The 23,862-nt window shown below is 36.5% G+C and carries 20 protein-coding genes and 1 riboswitch; all 20 genes read left to right on the top strand.

All coding sequences use genetic code 11. The annotated features are described in order from the left end of the window. The first annotated feature begins 29 nt into the window (after positions 1-29). Positions 30-1,001 (top strand): bifunctional riboflavin kinase/FAD synthetase, encoded by a 972-nt coding sequence (gene ribF, locus ACU8YW_RS18675; protein ID WP_088123292.1) that lies wholly within the window; start codon positions 30-32, stop codon positions 999-1,001. Positions 1,002-1,101: 100 nt separating this feature from the next. Next, positions 1,102-1,371: a 30S ribosomal protein S15 gene (rpsO, locus tag ACU8YW_RS18670; protein WP_001229392.1), complete on the top strand. Its 270-nt coding sequence runs from the start codon at positions 1,102-1,104 to the stop codon at positions 1,369-1,371. A gap of 160 nt (positions 1,372-1,531) precedes the next feature. After that, complete coding sequence (gene pnp / locus ACU8YW_RS18665) at positions 1,532-3,670, top strand: polyribonucleotide nucleotidyltransferase (protein WP_046957398.1); 2,139 nt, start codon at positions 1,532-1,534, stop codon at positions 3,668-3,670. A gap of 152 nt (positions 3,671-3,822) precedes the next feature. Continuing rightward, complete coding sequence (locus ACU8YW_RS18660) at positions 3,823-4,722, top strand: polysaccharide deacetylase family protein (RefSeq protein ID WP_088064282.1); 900 nt, start codon at positions 3,823-3,825, stop codon at positions 4,720-4,722. Positions 4,723-4,808: 86 nt separating this feature from the next. Further along, the gene (locus ACU8YW_RS18655; RefSeq protein WP_000593006.1) at positions 4,809-6,050 is read left to right on the top strand and encodes a M16 family metallopeptidase; all 1,242 of its coding nucleotides are present in this window, start codon (positions 4,809-4,811) and stop codon (positions 6,048-6,050) included. Between the two features lie 129 nt (positions 6,051-6,179). Next, a complete protein-coding gene (locus tag ACU8YW_RS18650) occupies positions 6,180-6,431 on the top strand; it encodes a YlmC/YmxH family sporulation protein (RefSeq protein ID WP_001239751.1) in 252 nt (83 codons plus the stop codon). 273 nt (positions 6,432-6,704) lie between these two features. Continuing rightward, positions 6,705-7,607 (top strand): dipicolinic acid synthetase subunit A, encoded by a 903-nt coding sequence (gene dpaA, locus ACU8YW_RS18645; protein ID WP_000954740.1) that lies wholly within the window; start codon positions 6,705-6,707, stop codon positions 7,605-7,607. Then, positions 7,604-8,203, top strand: a complete 600-nt coding sequence (gene dpaB, locus ACU8YW_RS18640) for a dipicolinate synthase subunit B (RefSeq protein ID WP_001049480.1) — start codon at positions 7,604-7,606, stop codon at positions 8,201-8,203. The genes dpaA and dpaB overlap by 4 nt, the downstream gene beginning before the upstream one ends. Positions 8,204-8,353: 150 nt before the next feature. Continuing rightward, positions 8,354-9,400: an aspartate-semialdehyde dehydrogenase gene (gene asd / locus ACU8YW_RS18635; RefSeq protein ID WP_000414854.1), complete on the top strand. Its 1,047-nt coding sequence runs from the start codon at positions 8,354-8,356 to the stop codon at positions 9,398-9,400. A 23-nt stretch (positions 9,401-9,423) separates the two neighbouring features. Continuing rightward, entirely contained in the window at positions 9,424-10,656 is a 1,233-nt protein-coding gene (gene dapG / locus ACU8YW_RS18630) for an aspartate kinase (RefSeq protein WP_087985046.1), read from the top strand. Between the two features lie 11 nt (positions 10,657-10,667). Beyond that, positions 10,668-11,546, top strand: a complete 879-nt coding sequence (dapA, locus tag ACU8YW_RS18625) for a 4-hydroxy-tetrahydrodipicolinate synthase (RefSeq protein ID WP_000564777.1) — start codon at positions 10,668-10,670, stop codon at positions 11,544-11,546. A gap of 758 nt (positions 11,547-12,304) precedes the next feature. Beyond that, positions 12,305-13,975, top strand: coding sequence for a ribonuclease J (locus tag ACU8YW_RS18620; RefSeq protein WP_262719647.1), 1,671 nt, complete (start codon positions 12,305-12,307; stop codon positions 13,973-13,975). 104 nt (positions 13,976-14,079) lie between these two features. Further along, complete coding sequence (gene tepA / locus ACU8YW_RS18615) at positions 14,080-14,829, top strand: translocation-enhancing protein TepA (protein ID WP_000139829.1); 750 nt, start codon at positions 14,080-14,082, stop codon at positions 14,827-14,829. Beyond that, the gene (locus ACU8YW_RS18610) at positions 14,826-15,029 is read left to right on the top strand and encodes a YlzJ-like family protein (RefSeq protein WP_000605020.1); all 204 of its coding nucleotides are present in this window, start codon (positions 14,826-14,828) and stop codon (positions 15,027-15,029) included. The genes tepA and ACU8YW_RS18610 overlap by 4 nt, the downstream gene beginning before the upstream one ends. 212 nt (positions 15,030-15,241) lie before the next feature. Continuing rightward, entirely contained in the window at positions 15,242-17,626 is a 2,385-nt protein-coding gene (locus tag ACU8YW_RS18605) for a DNA translocase FtsK (RefSeq protein WP_088610160.1), read from the top strand. A 203-nt stretch (positions 17,627-17,829) separates the two neighbouring features. Beyond that, a riboswitch (purine riboswitch) is annotated at positions 17,830-17,931 on the top strand. 233 nt (positions 17,932-18,164) lie between these two features. Beyond that, positions 18,165-18,890 (top strand): GntR family transcriptional regulator, encoded by a 726-nt coding sequence (locus tag ACU8YW_RS18600; RefSeq protein WP_000114176.1) that lies wholly within the window; start codon positions 18,165-18,167, stop codon positions 18,888-18,890. Positions 18,891-18,982: 92 nt separating this feature from the next. Next, the gene (locus ACU8YW_RS18595; RefSeq protein WP_088610159.1) at positions 18,983-20,059 is read left to right on the top strand and encodes a BMP family lipoprotein; all 1,077 of its coding nucleotides are present in this window, start codon (positions 18,983-18,985) and stop codon (positions 20,057-20,059) included. Between the two features lie 118 nt (positions 20,060-20,177). Then, on the top strand, positions 20,178-21,710 hold the full coding sequence (locus tag ACU8YW_RS18590) for an ABC transporter ATP-binding protein (protein ID WP_064475025.1): 1,533 nt from the start codon (positions 20,178-20,180) through the stop codon (positions 21,708-21,710). Next, on the top strand, positions 21,703-22,761 hold the full coding sequence (locus ACU8YW_RS18585; RefSeq protein ID WP_001085261.1) for an ABC transporter permease: 1,059 nt from the start codon (positions 21,703-21,705) through the stop codon (positions 22,759-22,761). The genes ACU8YW_RS18590 and ACU8YW_RS18585 overlap by 8 nt, the downstream gene beginning before the upstream one ends. After that, complete coding sequence (locus ACU8YW_RS18580) at positions 22,762-23,721, top strand: ABC transporter permease (RefSeq protein WP_000008857.1); 960 nt, start codon at positions 22,762-22,764, stop codon at positions 23,719-23,721. Positions 23,722-23,862 lie beyond the last annotated feature (141 nt).

Raw genomic sequence — 23,862 nt, 5'->3', positions numbered from 1 at the left:
GATTATTACAGAAAAAGGTGAATTCAAGCGTGAAACTTATTCATTTAACTCATCCACATGAACAAAATAAATTAGAATTACCACCTACTGTAATGGCATTAGGATTTTTTGATGGCATTCATTTAGGACATCAATGTGTGATTCGAACTGCGAAACAAATAGCTGATGAACGAGGATATAAAAGTGCAGTTATGACATTTTATCCGCACCCATCTGTTGTTTTAGGAAAAAAGGAAGCGCATGCGGAGTATATTACACCAATGTGTGATAAAGAAAAAATAGTCGAAAACTTAGGGATCGATATATTATATGTTATTAAATTTGATGAATCGTTTGCAGGCTTATTGCCACAACAATTTGTAGATGATTATATTATTGGTTTGAATGTAAAGCATGTAGTAGCAGGGTTTGATTATTCATATGGACGTTTAGGAAAAGGAAAGATGGAGACTTTACCATTTCATGCAAGAGGGGAGTTTACACAGACTGTGATTGAAAAAGTTGAATTTCAAGAAGAGAAAGTAAGTTCTACAGCATTACGAAAGTTAATTCGAAATGGCGAAATGGAACAAATTCCATCTATTTTAGGTAGAGCATATACAGTAGGGGGAACAGTTGTACACGGTGATAAGCGTGGACGTCAAATTGGTTTTCCCACAGCTAATATAGGTTTAAGTGATGAGTATCTATTACCACCTGTAGGTGTTTATGCAGTGAGATTAAAAGTTCACGATGAATGGTACGATGGTGTATGTAATATTGGATATAAACCAACTTTTAAAGAAGATGAGCGTCAATTATCTATTGAAGTGCACTTATTTGAATTTAACAAAGACATATATGATCAAAATGTTACAGTAGAGTGGCATATGCGTATAAGAGAAGAAAAGAAATTCAATGGCATCGATGAGTTAGTTGAACAAATTGCAAAAGATAAGAAAATAGCACAAGAATATTTTGCGAACGAAAAGAATATACTTGCTTTTTCAAATGAAAAGTAGTATTCTATGTTATGTACTTTATGACAACCATTGCTTGGCATTGCGACTCACCGACGCTTGCTAGGTAATTGGGGGTTTAATTAATAGGAGGTGAAATAGGATGGCTTTAACACAAGAGCGTAAAAATGAAATCATTGCACAATTTAGAACTCATGAGACTGATACTGGTTCTCCAGAGGTTCAAATTGCTGTCCTAACGGAGCAAATTAACACTCTAAACGAGCACTTACGTACTCACAAGAAAGATCATCATTCACGTCGTGGTCTATTAAAGATGGTTGGTAAACGTCGTAACTTACTAACTTACCTTCGTAATAGCGATATCACACGTTACCGTGAATTAATCACAAAGCTTGGCTTACGTCGATAGTCAAAGAAGCGGGAATATTCCCGCTTTTTTGTTAGGTAAAAATATATCTTCTACCCTTTATAGCTTACTTCATTTTCGGTAATACTAGAGGTAGAATATTGTGATATACTATCCATTTACATAGAAGAATTGAATACTTTAAATTGAGAGGGGTACTTAAATGAGTCAAGAAAAGCAAGTCTTCTCGATAGATTTAGCTGGTCGCCAGCTAACAGTTGAAACAAGTCAGCTTGCGAAGCAAGCGAACGGAGCAGTATTAGTAAGATATGGCGATACAGCGGTTCTATCTACAGCAACTGCATCAAAAGAACCAAAAAATGTAGATTTCTTCCCACTTACAGTAAATTATGAAGAGCGTTTATATGCAGTCGGAAAAATTCCTGGCGGTTTCATTAAACGTGAAGGTCGTCCGAGTGAAAAAGCAATTTTGGCAAGTCGTTTAATCGACCGTCCAATTCGTCCGCTTTTCGCAGATGGTTTCCGTAACGAAGTACAAGTTGTCAGCATAGTAATGAGTGTTGATCAAGATTGTTCTTCTGAAATGGCAGCTATGCTAGGTTCTTCATTAGCGTTATCGATTTCAGATATTCCATTTGAAGGCCCAATCGCGGGTGCAACAGTTGGTCGTATTAACGGCGAATTCGTTATTAATCCAACAGTAGAACAGCAAGAACAAAGTGATATTCACCTTGTTGTAGCTGGTACGAAAGATGCAATTAACATGGTTGAAGCAGGAGCAGATCAAGTGCCTGAAGAAACAATGTTAGAAGCAATTATGTTTGGACATGACGAAATTAAACGTCTAATTGCATTCCAAGAAGAGATTGTACAAGCTGTAGGTAAAGAGAAATCAGAAGTGAAACTTTATGAAGTTGACGCTGATCTTAATCAAGCTGTACGTGAAATGTCTGAGAAGGATATGCATTCTGCAATTCAAGTACATGAGAAACATGCACGTGAAGATGCAATTAACGAAGTGAAAAAGCGTGTAATTGAGCATTACGAAGCGCAGGAAGCTGACGCTGATACATTAGGACAAGTAAGTGAGATTTTATATAAAATTGTAAAAGAAGAAGTACGTCGTCTTATTACAGTTGAAAAAATCCGCCCAGATGGCCGTAAAGGTGACGAAATCCGTCCATTAGCATCAGAGGTTGGTATTTTATCTCGTACACACGGTTCTGGTTTATTCACACGTGGACAAACACAAGCATTAAGTATTTGTACATTAGGTGCATTAGGCGATGTACAAATTTTAGATGGTCTTGGTGTAGAAGAATCAAAACGTTTTATGCACCATTACAATTTCCCATCATTTAGTGTTGGTGAAACAAGACCGATGCGTGGACCAGGTCGTCGTGAAATTGGTCACGGTGCACTAGGAGAACGTGCTCTTGAGCCTGTAATTCCATCTGAAAAAGATTTCCCATATACAGTACGTCTTGTATCTGAAGTTTTAGAATCAAATGGTTCTACTTCACAAGCAAGTATTTGTGGTAGTACTTTAGCAATGATGGATGCTGGTGTTCCGCTTAAAGCTCCAGTTGCAGGTATTGCAATGGGTCTAGTTAAAACTGGTGAGCATTACACAATTTTATCTGATATTCAAGGTATGGAAGATCATTTAGGTGATATGGACTTTAAAGTAGCAGGTACAGCAAAAGGTGTAACTGCACTGCAAATGGACATTAAAATAGATGGTCTATCTCGTGAAATTTTAGAAGAGGCATTACAACAAGCGAAAGTTGGTCGTGTGCACATTCTAAATCATATGTTATCTGTTATTGCAGAGCCACGTACTGAATTATCAGCTTATGCTCCAAAGATTATTACAATGACAATTAACCCAGATAAAATCCGTGACGTTATTGGGCCGAGCGGTAAACAAATCAATAAAATTATTGAAGAAACTGGCGTTAAAATTGACATCGAGCAAGATGGTACAGTATTCATTTCTTCAATAAATCAAGAAATGAATGACAAAGCTAAGAAAATTATCGAAGATATCGTTCGCGAAGTACAAGTAGGTGAAATCTACGAAGGAAAAGTGAAACGTGTTGAGAAATTCGGTGCTTTCGTTGAATTATTCAGCGGTAAAGACGGATTAGTTCACATTTCTGAACTTGCACTTGAGCGTGTAGGTAAAGTAGAAGACGTTGTGAAAATCGGTGATGTAATTACAGTTAAAGTTATCGAGATTGACAAGCAAGGTCGCGTGAATCTATCTAGAAAAGTATTGCTAAAAGAAGAGCAAGAAAAAGAAGCTGCTAAAGAAGAAAACAAACAAGAGCAGCAATAAGTAAAAGCCAGTTAAACTGGCTTTTTTTGTTATATAAAAAATATGATTTACATATATTTTTATGTCAGTATAGGTATAGTTTTCATTATAACGCTCAAATTAACAAAGATAAGAAGAAAAAAGGTTTTTATATAGTTAATGGGAGGGTTTATATGAAAGCTCGTGTATTGGCATACATATGTATATTCTTTTTATATGTCAGTGTAGGCTCTTATTCCGTTTTTGCACAGGATAACTTATATGAAGAAATTCAAAAACATGCAAAACAATATGAGATTGCACCTCAAAATGCGATGATTGATAAGATATGGAAATCAACACCAGGATATAATGGAAGACAAGTTGATATCGAAGCATCCTATAATAATATGAAGAAACTAAAGAAATTTGATCAAAGAAATCTTGAATTCAAGGAAGTATCACCGAGTGTCCACTTAGAAGATTTATCACCAGCCCCAATTTATAGGGGACATCCAAATAAAAAGATGGTGGGATTAACAATAAATGTGGCGTGGGGAAACGAGTATTTGCCTCGTATATTAGAAATATTGAAAAAACATGATGTGAAAGCGACTTTCTTTTTAGAAGGACGTTGGGTGAAGGAAAATTTGCGATTTGCCAAAATGATTGTTGATGCAAATCAAGAAGTCGGAAATCATTCTTACACACACCCTAATATGAAAACGCTATCTTCTGATGAAATCCGAGATCAGTTACAAAAAACAAATCGAATGATCGAAGCAGCTACGAATCAAAAGGTAAGATGGTTTGCTCCGCCGAGTGGAAGTTTTCGGGATGAAGTCGTGAAAATTGCAGATGATTTCCAAATGGGAACGATTATGTGGACTGTAGATACAATTGATTGGAAGCGACCTGAGCCAGAGGTACTATTGCAGAGAGTGATGAGAAAAATACATCCAGGTGCTATCGTATTAATGCATCCAACGTCATCTACAGCAGAAGCATTAGATACAATGATTACAAAATTGAAGGAACAAGGATATAAAGTAGGGAATATAACAGAATTACTGGATGAAAAACGTGTGGATTAAATACATTTGCATGACATTCATCCTTAAACTTGTTATCATTAAATAATAGCACTTATTTAGAGAAACTGGCAGTAGGAGGAAAGTTTTTGATTAAAAAATATACTTGTAAAAATGGTGTAAGAATTGTTATGGAGAATATACCAACTGTAAGATCGGTTGCGATTGGTATTTGGATCCATGCGGGATCAAGAAATGAAAATGAAAAAAATAACGGGGTTTCCCACTTTTTAGAGCATATGTTCTTTAAAGGAACAGAAACACGTAGTGCACGCGAAATTGCAGAATCATTTGATAGCATTGGTGGGCAAGTGAATGCTTTTACTTCAAAAGAATACACTTGTTATTATGCAAAAGTGCTAGATGAGCATGCTAAATATGCTTTAGATGTATTAGCAGATATGTTCTTTAATTCAACATTTGATGAGGAAGAACTGAAAAAAGAGAAGAATGTCGTATGTGAAGAAATTAAAATGTACGAAGATGCTCCAGATGATATTGTGCATGATATGTTAACGAAAGCAACATATGAAACGCATCCGCTTGGATATCCTATTTTAGGAACAGAAGAAACGCTTGATACGTTTACAGGTGATACGCTACGCCAATATATCAAGGATCATTACACACCTGAAAATGTCGTTGTTTCAGTTGCAGGAAATATTGATGAAGCCTTTTTACAAACAGTAGAGCAATATTTCGGTAGTTATGAAGGAACAACAAATCGTGAACAAGTACATAGCCCAATTTTCCATTTTAATAAGGTAGCACGTAAAAAGGAAACAGAACAAGCTCATTTATGTTTAGGATATAAAGGCTTACAAATGGGACACGAAGATATTTATAACTTAATTGTATTAAATAACGTTTTAGGCGGTAGTATGAGTAGCCGTTTATTCCAAGAAGTACGTGAGCAACGCGGGTTAGCCTATTCAGTATTTTCTTACCATTCTTCTTATGAAGATACAGGTATGTTAACGCTGTATGGTGGAACAGGTAGCCAACAATTAGATACACTGTATGAAACAATGCAAGAAACATTAGAAACATTGAAAAATACAGGTATTACAGAAAAAGAGCTTATTAATAGTAAAGAGCAATTAAAAGGAAACTTAATGTTAAGTTTAGAAAGTACGAATAGCCGTATGAGCCGTAATGGTAAAAATGAATTGCTACTTCGTAAGCATCGTTCACTTGATGAGATTATTGAAAGTGTAAACACAGTAACAAAAGAAAATGTTGATGAGTTAATTCGTAACATGTTTACAGATGAATTCTCTGCAGCATTAATTAGTCCAGATGGAAAACTTCCAAAAGGAATAAAACTATAATTGCTTTATATGAAGTATGTAAAAATAACCGTATCTCTTTTAAATGAGATACGGTTATTTTTTTTGGATATACAGAATAGGTACTAATTATAGATAACTTAAATTCATAATTCGGTAGGGGGAGAGTGTATGCGATTAAGTGAATTAAGTGGCAAAGAGATTGTAAATTTAGAAAGAGCAGAAAAAATGGGAGTTTTAGGTTATGTTGATTTAGAGATTGATGAGAAGGATGGCCAAATACAGGCTCTTATCATACCGGCTGGGAAATGGGGAGGTTTTAAAAAGGAACCACAAGAAGTAAGAGTCACGTGGAGCCAAATTAAGAAAGTAGGGCACGATATGATCCTTTGTGATATTACGGATCATTCAAATTCGAAGTGAAAGGTGGCCATTTTGGTCATCTTTTTTTGTTCATTCTCCTCTGAGTAAAAGCTCACATGAATCGAGCGTTTACCGGAAATCAATTTCCCGTATAATGTCCTCTCATATGTCGAATGTTGAGATGGAAGTCTAACTGCATACAAATAGCGGGATAAATCATACGTGCTTTTGTTTTTCAATCACCTAAAACTCGTACATTACATATGATGTGGAGGAAAAAGAAAAAGTAGGCACTTTTCTTATAAATGACAGAAAAAGAAGGTGAATTAGGGAATGTTGACTGAGATGCATATTGCTGTCATAGGAGGAGATGCAAGACAGCTAGAAGTAATTCGCAAGCTAGTTGAATTGGATGCGAAACTTTCATTGATAGGGTTTGATCAGTTAGATCATGGCTTCACAGGGGCAGCAAAAGAAAGTATACAAAATTTAGATTTCACTTCTGTAGATGCAATTATTTTGCCAGTTGCAGGTACAAATGCCAAGGGAGAAGTAGATACTATTTTTTCAAACGAAAAAGTTTCTATAACGAAAGAACAAATTGAAAATACACCAGAACACTTTACTATATATTCAGGTATTGGTACGCCTTACTTGGAAAATCTCGTATCTACTACAAACCGCAAACTTGTTAAATTATTTGATCGTGATGATGTGGCAATCTACAATTCTATACCAACTGTAGAAGGTACATTAATGATGGTAATTCAACATACCGACTATACAATTCATGGTTCCAATGTAATGGTTTTAGGATTTGGTAGAACAGGGATGAGTGTTGCCAGAGCATTTCAATCATTAGGAGCCCATGTCAAAGTTGGAGCAAGACGATCGGAACATATTGCACGTATTACAGAAATGATGTTTTCTCCTTTTCATATGCAAAATATTGAGAAAGAAGTAGGAAATATCGATATTGTCATTAATACAATTCCGCATCTCGTCGTGACAGCGAATGTTATTTCGAAAATGCCGGCTCATACGTTAGTAATTGATTTAGCTTCTAAACCAGGCGGTACCGACTTTAGATATGCGGAAAAAAGAGGAGTCAAAGCGCTGTTAGCACCTGGATTACCAGGTATTGTTGCTCCAAAAACAGCAGGACAAATTTTAGCGAACGTTCTTTCTCAGTTACTAGCAGAAGACGTAATAGCAAGAAAGGAGAATGGGGAATGAATTTAAAAGGGAAAAGAATAGGGTTTGGTTTTACTGGTTCACATTGTACGTACGAAGAAGTAATGCCTCATTTAGAAAAATTAATTGCTGAGGGAGCAGAAGTACGCCCCGTTGTTTCTTACACTGTTCAATCAACAAACACGAGATTTGGAGAAGGAGCAGAGTGGATTAAAAAGATTGAAGAAGTAACAGGATTTAAAGCAATTAATTCAATCGTTGGCGCAGAACCACTAGGACCTAAAATTCCACTAGATTGTATGGTAATTGCACCACTAACAGGAAATTCTATGAGTAAATTTGCAAATGCAATGACAGACTCTCCAGTACTAATGGCAGCGAAAGCGACGTTAAGAAATGGCAAGCCTGTCGTATTGGCTGTTTCGACGAATGATGCTTTAGGGCTGAATGGAGTAAACCTCATGCGCCTAATGGCAACAAAAAACATCTACTTCGTCCCATTCGGTCAAGATGCACCAGAGAAAAAACCAAACTCAATGGTAGCTCGCATGGAGCTGCTGGAAGATACAGTATTAGAAGCGCTGCAAGGGAAGCAATTGCAGCCGGTTGTCGTAGAAAAATTCAGATATATGAATTAAAAAACGAAAAAAAACGGACAATTTTTGATGAAACCATCATTCTTACTGTAGAATATGATAAAATTAACGTTATTAAGATTAGAAGGGGTATTGTATACTCCTTCTAATTCTAAGTTATAGAAGGATTGGTATCTAGAAAGGGGCATAGTGATGGAAAAGCAAAAAACTTTTCATGTCGCTGTAGTTGGAGCAACCGGCGCAGTTGGTGAACAAATGTTAAATACTTTAGAGAAACGAGAATTTCCAATCGGGAAGTTAACGTTACTTTCATCTAAACGATCTGCAGGTAAGAAACTTGTATTTAAAGGCGAAGAATTTACAGTTCAAGAGGCAACTCCTGAAAGTTTTGAAGGAGTAGATATCGCACTATTTAGTGCTGGTGGATCTGTATCAAAACAATTAGCGCCAGAAGCAGCAAAGCGCGGTGCGATTGTTGTTGATAATACAAGTGCATTCCGTATGACAGAAAACGTGCCACTTGTTGTACCTGAAGTAAATGAAAACGACTTAAAAGAACATAATGGTATTATTGCAAATCCAAACTGTTCTACAATTCAAATGGTAGTAGCTCTTGAGCCAGTTCGTCAGCAATATGGTTTAAAACGAGTAATCGTTTCCACATATCAAGCTGTATCAGGTGCTGGTGCGGCAGCGATTGAAGAACTTCATGAACAATCACAAGCAATCTTAAATGGTGAAGAAGTGAAGGCGAATGTTTTACCTGTATCAGGTGATAAGAAACATTTCCAAATTGCTTTCAACGCGATTCCACAGATTGATAAATTCCAAGATAATGGATTTACGTTTGAAGAAATGAAAATGATTAATGAAACGAAAAAAATTATGCATATGCCTGAATTAGAAGTAGCGGCAACATGTGTACGTTTACCAGTTGTATCAGGTCACTCTGAGTCTGTTTACATCGAAGTAGAAAAAGAAGGTGTAACAGTAGAAGAATTCAAGAGCTTACTTGCAAATGCGGAAGGTATCGTTCTGCAAGATAATCCAGAAGAGCAGTTATATCCAATGCCAGCTACTGCAGTAGGTAAAAACGAAGTATTCGTTGGAAGAATCCGTAAAGATTTAAATAACGATAAAGGATTCCATCTTTGGGTCGTATCTGATAACTTATTAAAAGGCGCTGCATGGAATTCTGTTCAAATTGCAGAGCGCTTAGTAAAATTACAATTAGTGTAAACGGCTAAGAGAAGGTGCAAAATATGAAAATTATTGTTCAAAAATTTGGTGGCACATCCGTACGTGATGAAAATGGACGTAAGCATGCGCTTCATCATATAAAAAAATCGCTAGATGCGGGTTATAAAGTAGTTACTGTCGTATCTGCTATGGGCCGTAAAGGTGAACCATATGCAACTGATACTTTGTTAAGTCTTGTAAATCAAGAGGAATCTCGTATTTCTAATCGTGAGCAAGATTTATTATTATCATGCGGAGAATTAATCTCAGCAATCGTCTTCTCTAACATGTTAAATGAGAACGGTATAAAAGCAGCGGCATTAAATGGTGCACAAGCTGGTTTTGTAACAAATGATGATTTTACAAATGCTAAGATTATTGAAATGAACTGCGATCGTATACATGAAGAGCTAGAAAATCTAGATGTAATCGTCGTTACAGGATTCCAAGGACAAACGAAAAAAGGTGATACGACAACACTTGGACGCGGAGGTAGCGATACTTCAGCTTCTGCATTAGGTGTTGCGCTTCATGCTGAATTTATTGATATCTTTACAGATGTAGAAGGTGTTATGACTGCGGATCCTCGCATTGTAAAAGATGCACGTCATCTTCAAACGGTAACATACAATGAAATTTGTAACATGGCATATCAAGGTGCAAAAGTCGTTCATCCACGTGCAGTTGAAATTGCGATGCATGCCAAAGTACCACTTCGTGTACGTTCTACGTATTCTGATAGTGAAGGTACGCTTATTTCAGCATCGGACGGTGCGACAAAAGGCCGTGATGTAGAAGAACGTCCTGTTACAGGTATCGCTCATGTATCAAATGTGACGCAAATTAAAGTGCTTGCAAAAGAAACAGCATATGATTTGCAACAGCATGTGTTTAAAGAAATGGCGAATGAAGGAATCAGTGTCGATTTAATTAACATTTCACCTACTGGGGTAGCTTATACGGTGAGTGATAATGTATCAAGTCGTGCAGTTGAATTATTAAAAAACCTTGGATATGAGCCAATTGTGACAGAGCATTGTGCAAAAGTATCTATTGTAGGAGCTGGAATGGCAGGGTACCCAGGGGTTACTGCGAAAATCGTTACAGCTTTAGCGGAAAAAGGTATTCAAATTTTGCAATCGGCAGATAGTCATACGACAATTTGGGTTCTTGTAAAAGAAACTGATTTAGTGGAGGCTGTAAATGCATTACATAGTGCGTTTGAGCTTTCAAAAGAAAAGCAACTGGAACAATAAGGAGTGAGACCATGATAGATTTTGGGACAATTGCAACCGCGATGGTAACTCCGTTTGATAAAAACGGAAATATCGATTTTGCGAAGACAACGAAATTGGTAAATTATTTAATAGATAACGGTACAACAGCAATCGTGGTAGGAGGAACGACAGGAGAATCTCCTACATTAACTTCAGAAGAAAAAGTAGCGTTATATCGCCATGTCGTATCTGTTGTCGATAAAAGGGTGCCCGTAATCGCTGGAACAGGTAGTAATAATACGCATGCTTCTATTGACTTAACTAAAAAGGCAACAGAGGTTGGTGTTGATGCAGTAATGCTAGTAGCACCGTATTATAACAAACCGAGTCAAGAAGGAATGTATCAGCACTTTAAAGCAATTGCTGAAAGCACGCCGCTTCCGGTTATGCTATATAACGTTCCAGGACGATCTATTGTACAAATCTCCGTTGATACAGTTGTTCGTTTATCAGAAATAGAAAACATTGTTGCGATTAAAGATGCAGGCGGCGATGTGTTAACAATGACAGAAATCATTGAAAAAACAGCGGACGACTTTGCAGTATACAGCGGTGATGATGGTTTAACGTTACCAGCTATGGCAGTTGGAGCGAAAGGTATCGTTTCTGTAGCATCTCATGTGATTGGAAATGAAATGCAAGAAATGATTGCAGCATTCCAAGCAGGAGAATTTAAAAAGGCGCAAAAATTACATCAATTACTTGTAAGAGTAACGGATTCATTATTTATGGCGCCAAGCCCAACGCCAGTAAAAACAGCGTTACAAATGGTTGGGTTAGATGTAGGTTCTGTACGTTTACCACTTCTTCCATTAACAGAAGAAGAAAGAGTAACGTTACAATCTGTTATGCAATCTATCCCTCGTTAATAAAAAATGACCTAGTGTAGAACTAGGTCATTTTTTTATGGTATGAAAATCTTTGCCGCTCTTTTTTACCTACCATAATACTCCACGTGTTTGATCGCTTTTTCATTATGTATTGCAACATGTACAAGAAAATAATTGTACCCCTTTAAATGAATCAAAAAAACATAGTTATTATAGAATAAACATTTGTATAAACGTAATAAACTATCGATTCTGTTTTTCAGAGGAATTGCCTCAAATGTGACGTGATTCATAAAAAAGCTTCATTTTATAAGTGTTTTTGTTCGATTCTAGAAAAATAAGTCTTGAAAATCCATATAATGAAATAAATTTAGCGTATTTATGGCTATTTCTTCAAAATAATATGGAGTATAAAATCGGAGTAAATATAAAGGAAATACGTTCGATATTTTTGTTGTAATTCCGTTCTTTTACTTTCTCTTTCGCACGATTTAACTTGTGTTCTATTTCTTGTATCAGGTATAATATGGCTAAGTAGCTTAGTACGGGTATGCTTAGCAAAATTGGTAAAAATTATAATTTGATTACATTTTCATATCATATCGAATAAGATATTTGATTTATATAATGAAAGAGAGGTGAAACCTGGTTTAAAAAATAAACAAGGACATGATATCGCATAACGGTAAGGACATTCGTCTTGGACGGTGAATATATGGTGGTTGTAGAGTTTCCCCTGGTGTCTCTGCAATTTTAGTGAAATCAGTGTTTGAAAGATTTTTAAACCAGGCAACAACATGAAGAGAAAAGAGAATGAGTCTGTTAAAGTATTTGCTCTTGGTGGAGTAGGTGAAATCGGGAAAAACATGTACTGTGTTGAAATTGATTCTGAAATCTTTATTGTAGATGCAGGATTAATGTTCCCAGGAGATGAAATGTTTGGAATTGATATCGTTATTCCTGATATTACATATTTAGTGGAAAACCAAGAGCGAGTAAAAGGTTTATTTATTACTCACGGTCATGAAGATCATATTGGTGGAATTGTTTACGTACTTCGTAAATTATCAATTCCAGTGTATGCAACGAAATTAACAGTAGGACTTATACAAGAAAAACTTGGCGAAGCGGGTATGTTAGGCCGTGTAGACTTAAAAACAATCGATTCAAATTCAACAGTAGAGTTTAATACTACAACGGTGTCATTCTTTGGAACGACACATAGTATTCCAGATTCTGTTGGTGTTTGTTTCCATACATCAAAAGGTGCTATCGTATACACGGGAGACTTTAAATTCGATCAAACTCCAATTGGAAATAGTGGAGCAGACCTTGGAAAAATGGCACAAATCGGAAATGAAGGCGTACTGTGCTTATTATCTGATAGTACAAATGCTGAGCGTCCAGGCTATACAGGTTCTGAAAAAGAAGTTGGTGTAGAAATTTCTAAAGTGTTCTACGGCGCAGAAGGACGTATTATCGTTGCTTCATTTGCATCGAATGTACATCGTATTCAACAAGTATTTGATGCAGCTGCTGAAACAGGACGAAAAGTAGCGGTTGTAGGACGTAGTATGGTGAAAGTGGTAGATATCGCAAGACGTCTTGGTTATTTAGATGTTCCAGAAGGTATGGTTATTTCACTACAAGAAGTAGACAATTTCCCAGAGAAAAAGGTAGCTATTTTAACGACAGGTAGCCAAGGTGAACCGATGGCGGCCCTTTCTAGAATGGCGAAGCAAGCTCATAAACAAATTTCAATTCGTAAAGGCGATACGGTTATTATTGCGGCTTCTCCAATTCCGGGTAATGAAATATCTGTATCGAAAATTATTGACTTGTTATTTAGAGCTGGAGCTGATGTTATTTATTACGGTGAAAGAAAAGTTCACGTTTCAGGTCACGGTAGCCAAGAAGAATTAAAGTTAATGTTAAATTTAATGAAACCGAAATATTTTGTACCCGTACATGGTGAGTTCCGTATGCAAAAAGCACATGCATATTTAGCTGAAGATGTAGGTATTGCAAGAGAGAATATCTTTATCGTAGAAAAAGGTGATGTGATTGCTTTTGGTGACGATGACGCAAACTTAGCTGGCAAAGTACAAGCTGGTAATGTGTTAATTGATGGATTAGGTGTAGGTGACGTTGGTAATATCGTTCTTCGAGATAGAAAAATGTTATCTCAAGATGGAATATTAGTAGTTGTTGTAACACTTGGTAAAGATGAAAAGAAAATTATCTCTGGTCCAGAAATCATTTCACGTGGTTTTGTGTATGTTCGTGAATCAGAAGCGTTAATTGACCGCTCTACAGAGATTGTACGTATGATTGTTGAGCAATCGATTAAAGAGTATTCAATTGAATGGTCTATGTTAAAACAAAATATTCGTGAATTATTAGGGCAGTTCTTGTACGAAGAGACAAAGAGAAAACCTATGATTTTACCGATTATTATGGAAGTATAAAAAAGATCACCTTTACGGGTGATCTTTTTTTCTTTTTAAACTCTATCGAATGAAATTTATAACTTAAGAAATAATAGTTATATACGAGTGAAAGGGGATGCGATATGACAGAACGTGATCGTTATACAAATGAAGGGAAAGAGGCTGAGCCGAAAGAAACTGGGAAAGAAGCTTCGATAGTGGAAAAAATTCAACAGCTAGGGCAAACGAATGTACCACAAATGAATGAATCAAGTATTCATTGTTTAACAATCATCGGGCAGGTGGAAGGTCATGTTCAGTTGCCGCCGCAAAATAAAACAACAAAATATGAGCATATTATTCCGCAAATTGTTGCGATAGAACAAAATCCGAAAATTGAAGGTTTGCTTTTAATATTAAACACGGTCGGAGGTGACGTTGAAGCAGGGTTAGCAATTTCTGAGATGGTAGCTTCGCTTTCAAAGCCAACGGTATCACTTGTTCTGGGCGGAGGGCATTCTATCGGTGTACCAATCGCCGTCTCTACGGATTATTCATTTATTGCGGAAACTGCGACGATGACAATTCATCCCATTCGTCTAACAGGTCTTGTTATAGGTGTGCCGCAAACATTTGAGTATTTAGATAAAATGCAAGAAAGAGTCATTCGATTTGTGACGAAGCATTCGAAAGTAACCGAAGATCGTTTTAAAGAACTTATGTTTGCGAAAGGGAATTTGACGCGAGATATTGGGACGAATGTAATTGGTGGCGATGCAGTGAAATATGGTCTTATAGATGATGTCGGTGGTATTGGGAATGCGATTCGAAAACTGAATGAATTAATAGATGCTCGCATGGATAATAGTGCAGAAGGGACAATGTTACAATGATTTTATACACAATTATGCCAGAGCAACTTGTATATCCAGCTGATTATTCGCAATGTGAAAGCCAAAAAGTTGTAAATATAAACGGTGTTGAATTAATGGTTTCTGAAGAAGAACATGGGTGTTATTCTATTGTACGTGTGTTAAGTACGGATCCGCTACACTACTTAGAGTTTGAGCCTGGCCAGAAAATAACCTTTTAGCAAAAAGAAGGATTTTGTTTAGAAGCTATGGTATAATATAAAAAACAAGACGGTTGAGCAGCCATGAGAGGGCTGCTTTCTTCTGTTTATTTAACAATTTACAAGAAGTGTAAAAATAGAAGATATAAGACCTGAAAAAATAGAGAAAACAGACATATAAGTAGTGCTTTTTTAAGGAAGCCCTACTTACATGTAGAACACGAGGTGAAGAAATGGCAAAACAAAAGCAAAGAGGGACGAAGGCAAAAGCAAGACGCACGATAAAGCCAACTTTGTATTATGAAATCGTCGGTTTAACTCTTTTTGCACTTTCAATCATTACGATTTTACAGCTAGGTGTTGTAGGGAAATCGTTTGTGTTATTTTTTCGCTTCTTCTTTGGTGAGTGGTACATAATTGGTGTGTTAGGTGTAATAGCTTTATCGGTTTCGTTTGTTATCAAACGTGGATGGCCGAACCTTTTAAATAAACGGTTAATTGGTTTTTATTTAATAGTATTGGCGATATTAATGTTTAGTCATATTACATTATTTAACCTTCTTACGAAAGATGGAGCAGTGCAAAATACTTCTGTTATTGTGAGTACGAAAGATAACTTCTTTCTTGAAATGAAAAAGGGGCCAGATAGCGTTCATTTAGGCGGTGGTATGTTTGGTGCGCTTATGTTCGCGACGTGTTACTTTTTATTTGATGAAGTAGGAGCTTATATCATTGGTATTATTTTAGTGATTCTCGGCATACTTTGTATAACAAATAAGCATATTGGAGAAGTACTTGCACCTGTAGGAAGGATCCTTAGAAGTCAATTTGAAGTAATGCAAGGGGATTATAAAGATTGGAGATCCAAAAGGACGGCTGAACAAACAGAAAAGAAAAAAACAACGAGAAGCACAAGGAGCAAACGTGCTGCAGAACAAGAAGAGATTATTGAGCCGATGGAAGAAATCTCAATTGATCCTCCAATTATTTCGAATTTCACTGAGAATTATCCTGTAAATGAAGAAGAGAATAAACGAATTAGCGAAGAACAGGAAGCAGAGTTAATAACTTCACCGTCTATTGAAGAGGCTCCGTCTGTTGAAGAATCTAAGAAAAAGCGTGGAGAAAAGATTGTAGAATCTTTAGAGGCGGAAACAAGTGCCCCGCCAATGCAATTTTCAAATGTAGAAAATAAAGATTACAAGCTTCCTGCACTTGATATATTGAAATTTCCTAAGAATAAACAAGTTACAAATGAAAATGCAGAAATTTATGAGAATGCTCGTAAATTAGAACGTACATTCCAAAGTTTTGGAGTGAAAGCGAAAGTAACAAAAGTACATAGAGGTCCTGCAGTTACAAAATATGAAGTGTATCCTGATATGGGAGTAAAGGTAAGCAAAATCGTTAGTTTAAGTGATGATTTAGCACTTGCTTTAGCTGCGAAAGACATTCGTATTGAAGCACCTATTCCCGGGAAATCAGCTGTAGGGATTGAAGTTCCGAACTCAGAAGTATCTATGGTAACGCTAAGAGAAGTTCTTGATTCTAAGGCTAATAATCATCCGGAAGAGAAGTTGTTAATTGGTCTTGGACGAGATATTACAGGTGAAGCTGTATTAGCCCGTTTAAATAAAATGCCCCATTTACTGGTAGCTGGTGCGACAGGTAGCGGGAAAAGTGTATGTATTAATGGTATTATTGTTAGTATTTTAATGCGTGCAAAACCACATGAAGTAAAATTAATGATGATTGATCCGAAAATGGTAGAGTTAAATGTATATAACGGTGTTCCGCATTTATTAACACCAGTTGTAACTGATCCGAAAAAAGCATCACAAGCTTTGAAAAAAGTCGTGAGTGAAATGGAACGACGTTATGAATTATTTGCTCATAGTGGCACGCGTAACATTGAAGGATATAATGATCATATTAAAGAACATAATAGTCAATCAGAAGCGAAACAACCGGAATTACCTTATATTGTAGTAATAGTGGACGAGTTAGCCGATTTAATGATGGTTGCTTCATCAGATGTAGAGGATGCGATTATGCGTTTAGCACAAATGGCTCGTGCGGCTGGTATTCATTTAATTATTGCGACGCAGCGTCCATCGGTTGATGTTATTACGGGAGTTATTAAAGCGAATATTCCATCACGTATTGCATTCGCGGTATCTTCTCAAACGGACTCTCGTACAATTCTTGACGGTGGTGGTGCAGAGAAACTGCTAGGTCGTGGAGATATGCTGTTTATACCAATTGGTGCATCGAAGCCTGTACGTGTACAAGGTGCATTTTTATCCGATGATGAAGTTGAGAGAGTTGTAGAGTATGTTATTGGTCAGCAAAAAGCGCAATATCAAGAAGATATGATTCCACAAGATGTTCCTGATACGAAGCAGGAAGTAGAAGATGAATTATATGATGAAGCAGTTCAGCTTGTAGTGGAAATGCAAACAGCATCTGTTTCTATGTTGCAACGTAGGTTTAGAGTAGGTTATACGCGAGCTGCCCGTTTAATTGATGCAATGGAAATGAATGGTGTAGTAGGTCCGTATGAAGGTAGTAAACCACGAGAAGTACTCATTAATGATGTACAAGAAAAAAGTTCATAAAAAAAGCCTAATTGTTTTTACAATTAGGCTTTTTTATATGCTATTTTTGTTATATACTATATTCAGCGATAAAGAAAGGGCTTACATCTAAAGCGATTCTTTAGAATACGAATACTTTGATTATGTTTTTAATGAATGTTCGATATTTAATGTAGAAAAATGTTAAATTTTGTTGACACGTATGGGAGCAAGTGGTAAGATTACTTCGAAAAGAATCACTGCCTCATATAATCTTGGAGATAAGGTCCATAAGTTTCTACCCGGCAACCATGAATTGCTGGACTATGAGGGGAAAAGTGTGTAACAAAGGATGTAAGAGATCTTTGTGCCGAACTTTTTCTCGAAATGAGGAATGTTTATGGTGCGAAGTTTTTTTTATGCAGTAAAGAGTGAAAATTTCATCTTGAAAAATTATTAATATTTATTCGACAATTAAGCTTGTTTTTAGTATTTAGCAATTTTTATTATGTTGTAAGTTGAAAAAAGAGAAAAGAAGTCTTACATCAGAGGTCGAATAATTGAAATGCGGGGGAGTCTTATGTCAGTAAAATCCGATAGTCGTCACCTATATTTACGGGTGATTGATCACATCAAAGAAAAAATTAAAGATGGAGCTTACAAAGAAAGACAGAAGTTACCATCAGAGTTTGATTTAGCGAAAGAACTTGGTGTAAGTAGGGCGACTTTAAGGGAAGCACTGCGTATTTTAGAAGAAGAAAATGTTGTCATTCGTAGACATGGTGTAGGAACATTTGTAAATGCAAAGCCGTTATTTTCTTCTGGGATTGAACAACTTTCTAGTATTACAGATATGATTTCTAGTGTGGGGAAAACACCAGGAACTATCTTTTTATCATCATCTACAACAAGTTTAACAGAAGAAGAAAAAGAGAAGTTTAATAGTGAAGACGGTTTTAATGCCGTAATGATTGAGCGTGTGCGTACAGCAGATGGGGAACCTGTTGTATATTGTATCGATAAACTTGCAAAAGAAATCTTGCCAGATTTATCGGGATACAACGAAGAATCGTTACTTACAGTGATACATAACAATACGCACAAACGTATCACATACGCAGTTGCTCACATTGAGCCAATTGGCTATCATCCGAAAATCTCACCGATTTTAGAATGTGAACCGGAAACGGCACTGCTAGTTTTAAAACAAATGCACTATGATCAAAATGATGAGCCAATCTTATATTCTATCAATTACTTTAGAGCTGATAAGTTTAGCTTCCACGTATTAAGAAAACGTATGTAGGTAAGTTCCATTTTAGGGAGGTGACAGCAAGAAGTTAGGGACAGCAGCGTAAGAATAAAGAGATATATATAATTTTAGGAGGGGTTTCTAGTATGAAGAAAAAAACAGGTCTTTTATTATCATTAACATTAGCAGCAAGCGCGATTTTAGGTGCATGTGGTAACTCGGATAAGGCGAGCAGTGACAAGAAAGAAGATAAAGAATTCAAAGTTGGTATGGTAACGGATGTTGGGGGTGTTGATGATAAATCATTCAACCAATCTTCTTGGGAAGGTTTGAAAAAGTTTGGTAAAGATAATGGATTAAAGGAAAAGACAAATTATCGTTACCTACAGTCTGAAAAAGAAGCAGATTATATTCCAAACTTAAAGAAATTTTCAAAAGATAAGTATGATTTATCTTTCGGAATCGGTTATAAATTAGAAGGTGCAATTAAAGAAGTAGCAAAAGAAGCTCCAAAACAACAATTCGCAATTGTGGATACTGTTGTAGATGCACCGAACGTAACAAGTATCACATTTAAAGATCATGAAGGTTCATTCCTTGTAGGTGCGGTAGCGGCTATGTCAACAAAATCTAATAAAGTAGGATTTGTTGGTGGAATGAAGAGTGATTTAATTAGTAAATTTGAAAATGGATTTAAAGCGGGTGCAAAGGCAGTAAATCCAAATATTGAAATCGTATCTGAATATGCGGAAGCATTTGATAAACCGGAAAAAGGTACAGTTCTTGCATCAGCAATGTATGGACAGGGTGTAGATGTAATTTATCATGCTGCTGGTGGTACAGGTAACGGCGTGTTCACTGAAGCGAAAAACCGTAAGAAAAAAGGTGAAAATGTTTGGGTAATCGGTGTGGACCGTGACCAAAACCAAGAAGGTATGCCTGAAAACGTAACATTAACTTCAATGGTAAAACGTGTAGATATCGCTGTTGAAAAAGTAGCACAAGAAGCGAAAGATGGTAAATTAAAAGGCGGTAAAATAGAAGCGTTTGGCTTAAAAGATGACGGTGTTGGTATTGCAAAAACAACTGACAACGTGAAAAAAGTTAACCCTGAAATTTTAACAAAAGTAGAAGAGTTTGAAAAGAAAATTACAGATGGTGAAATTAAAGTACCAGCTACAGATAAAGAGTATAAAGAATATGAAGCTTCTCTAAAAAAATAAATAGAGAAATAGCAAAGGTTAGTTCATAGAACTAACCTTTGTATGTATAAAACTTCCAAATTGCTTAATAAGTTAATAGTGTAATAGGGGAATGTTCCCTGTTAAAAGGAGGAACGAAATGGAATACGTAATTGAGATGAATAACATTACGAAAGTATTCCCAGGCATTGTAGCGAATGATGATATTACGCTGCAAGTAAAGCAAGGAGAAATACATGCTTTACTTGGAGAAAATGGTGCAGGGAAATCCACATTGATGAATGTACTATTTGGTTTGTATCAACCAGAACAAGGTGAAATTAAAATTAAAGGAAAGTCTGTAAACATTACCAATCCGAATGTGGCAAATGACCTTGGTATTGGAATGGTTCATCAGCACTTTATGCTTGTTCATAATTTTACAGTTACAGAGAATATTATTCTCGGAAATGAACCGAAGAAAAACGGGAAAATTGCTGTTGAGGAAGCTGCTAAAGAAATTCAAAAACTGTCTGAACAATACGGATTAGCTGTAGATCCATATGCGAAAATACAGGATATTTCAGTTGGTATGCAGCAGCGTGTTGAGATTTTAAAAACACTTTACCGTGGGGCAGAAATTTTAATATTTGATGAACCGACAGCTGTGTTAACACCGCAAGAAATTCATGAGCTAATTCAAATTATGAAAAAGCTTGTACAAGAAGGAAAATCTATTGTTCTTATTACACATAAGTTGAAAGAAATTATGGAAGTTTGCGATCGTTGTACGATTATTCGTAAAGGAAAAGGGATTGGAACGGTTGACGTTGCAAATACGGATGAAAATAAACTTGCAGAATTAATGGTCGGACGTCAAGTGAATTTTAAAACAGAAAAAATAGACGCGAAGCCAAAAGAAGAGGTACTTTCAATTGCAAATCTTGTTGCTCACGATGCACGTCAACTACCTGCTGTAAAAGGCCTTGACTTAACTGTTCGTGCGGGGGAAATTGTTGGAATTGCAGGGATTGATGGAAACGGACAAAGTGAATTGATAGAAGCAATTACTGGTTTACGAAAAGTTGAGTCAGGTTCTATTGCAATTAAAGGAAAAGAAATAACAAATTGGCCTGTTAGAAGGATAACAGAAGAAGGAATTGGTCATATTCCAGAAGATCGTCATAAACACGGCCTTGTTCTTGATTTTTCTGTTAGAGATAATATAGTTCTGCAAACGTACTATAAAAATCCGTTTTCAAAGAAAGGGATTTTAAATTTTAGTAAAATTACAGAAAAAGCAAAGGCACTTATTGAACAGTTTGATGTACGTACACCTAGTGAGCAAACGTTAGCGCGCGCTTTATCTGGGGGGAATCAACAAAAAGCAATTATTGCACGTGAAGTAGACCGTGATCCAGATTTATTAATCGCGGCACAGCCAACACGTGGTTTAGATGTAGGAGCAATTGAATTTATTCATAAGAGATTAATAGAGCAAAGGGATAAAGGAAAAGGTGTATTACTTTTATCTTTAGAGTTAGATGAAATCTTAAATGTTAGTGACCGAATTGCTGTTATTTATGAAGGGAAAATTGTAGCAATTGTTGATGCGAAAGAAACGAATGAACAACAGCTTGGATTGTTAATGGCTGGAGGAACAAAGAAGGAGCAGGTGGGTACAAATGGCTAAAAAACTTTTAACAGAACGAACGATAAATATTTTAGTCCCAGTACTATCCGTTATTTTTGGCTTACTTGTCGGAGCAATTGTAATGCTAGTTAGTGGCTATGATCCAATTGTTGGTTATAGTGCACTTTGGACAGGAATGTTCGGTAGCCCAAGTGCAATAGGTGAAACGCTTCGTACAATGATCCCGCTTATTCTTGCCGGCTTATCAGTGGCGTTTGCATTTCGTACAGGTTTATTTAATATCGGGGTAGAGGGGCAATTACTAGTTGGTTGGCTTGCAGCAGTTTGGTTCGGTTATGCAGTTTCGCTACCAGCTGTTCTTCACATTCCGTTATCTATTTTATTTGCAGCATTGGTAGGTGGAATTTGGGGTTTCATCCCTGGATATTTAAAGGGGAAATTTCAAGTTAATGAAGTTATTGTAACGATTATGATGAACTACATTGCGTTATACGTAACATATGACATTATTAAGCGTTTCTTGCACGAGGGTAATGATAAAACGTACGACATCAAAGCGAGTGCGTCATTATCTTCAGACTGGCTTGCTGCCATCACTGACGGTTCGCGCCTTCACTGGGGAATTGTTGTAGCAATTTTAATCGCTATTTTAATGTGGTTCTTATTAGATCGAACAACTTTAGGGTATGAATTAAAGTCGGTAGGATTTAATCAACATGCCTCCCAATATGCTGGTATGAAAGTTTCTCGCAATGTAGTATTCTCTATGACAATTGCTGGTGCATTTGCAGGGATTGGTGGTGCGATGGAAGGGTTAGGAACATTCCAAAGTATGACAGCAATGTCTTCGTTTACAGGAGTAGGATTTGACGGGATTGCCGTAGCTTTACTTGGGGGGAATAATCCGTTTGGTATTATCCTTTCAGCTTTATTATTTGGTGGTTTGAAAAGTGCTTCCCCTCAAATGAACTTTGAGGCAGATGTACCATCAGAGCTTATTAATGTGATTATTGCATGTATCATCTTCTTTGTTGCATGTAGTTATGTGTTAAGATGGGCGCTTACACGCATGAGCAAGGAGGGGAAATAAATGAGCTTTTTAGATATATTAGCCATTCTTGTGACGGGTACGTTATATACATCAGCACCTATAATTTTTACAGCACTAGGTGGTGTATTTAGTGAACGATCAGGTGTTGTAAATATTGGATTAGAAGGACTAATGCTATTTGGTGCATTTATTGGAGTTGTTACAAACTTATTAATGGGTGATACATGGGGAACGATGACTCCGTGGATTGCGTTATTATTTGCGGCAATCGGTAGTGGGTTATTTGCATTACTTCATGCGGTAGCATCTATTACATTCCGAGCGGATCAAGTTGTAAGTGGTGTAGCGATTAACTTCTTATCTCTTGGATTAACGGTATTTGCAATTAAGAAGATTTTTGATAAAGGACAGACTGACTTTATTCAGTACCGTATTGAAAAGATTGATATTCCAGGCCTTTCGGATATTCCGGTTTTAGGGAAAATATTCTTCTCTAACGTACCGATAACGTCGTATATTGCTATTATTTTAGCATTCGTTGTTTGGTATGTTATTTATAAAACACCGTTCGGTCTTCGTCTTCGTGCGGTTGGTGAGCATCCAATGGCAGCTGATACGATGGGAATTAACGTATATAAAATGCGCTATATTGGTGTTTGTATATCAGGTGTGTTTGCTGGAATTGGTGGAGCAATTTTTGCAATGTCAATTTCTAATAACTTCTCAGGGGCAACTATTACTGGACAAGGTTTCTTAGCGTTAGCTGCCATGATCTTTGGGAAGTGGAATCCATTAGGTGCATTAGGTGCAGCGCTATTCTTTGGTTTTGCACAATCGTTAAGTGTAACAGGTGGAACAATTCCTGTATTAGATCAAATTCCGAGTGTTTTATTAACGATATTACCGTATGTATTCACAATATTAGCACTTGTTGGTTTTGTAGGTCGTTCTGAAGCTCCGAAAGCGTTAGGAACGCCGTATGAAAAAGGAAAACGATAAGTATAAAAAAGCTCGCACATTAGTGCGGGCTTTTTTACATAGAATATATGTAATACGGAATTTTACTATGTTCCTTACATATGAAAGTTTTTAGAAAGAGCCTCATGTAAGTATAGTGAGGAAGAAAAGTTGATTTTTCAT

Source organism: Bacillus pretiosus, assembly GCF_052947655.1.
Note: the sequence above shows the minus strand (reverse complement) of the source record. Positions and strands in the feature narration are given on the sequence as shown.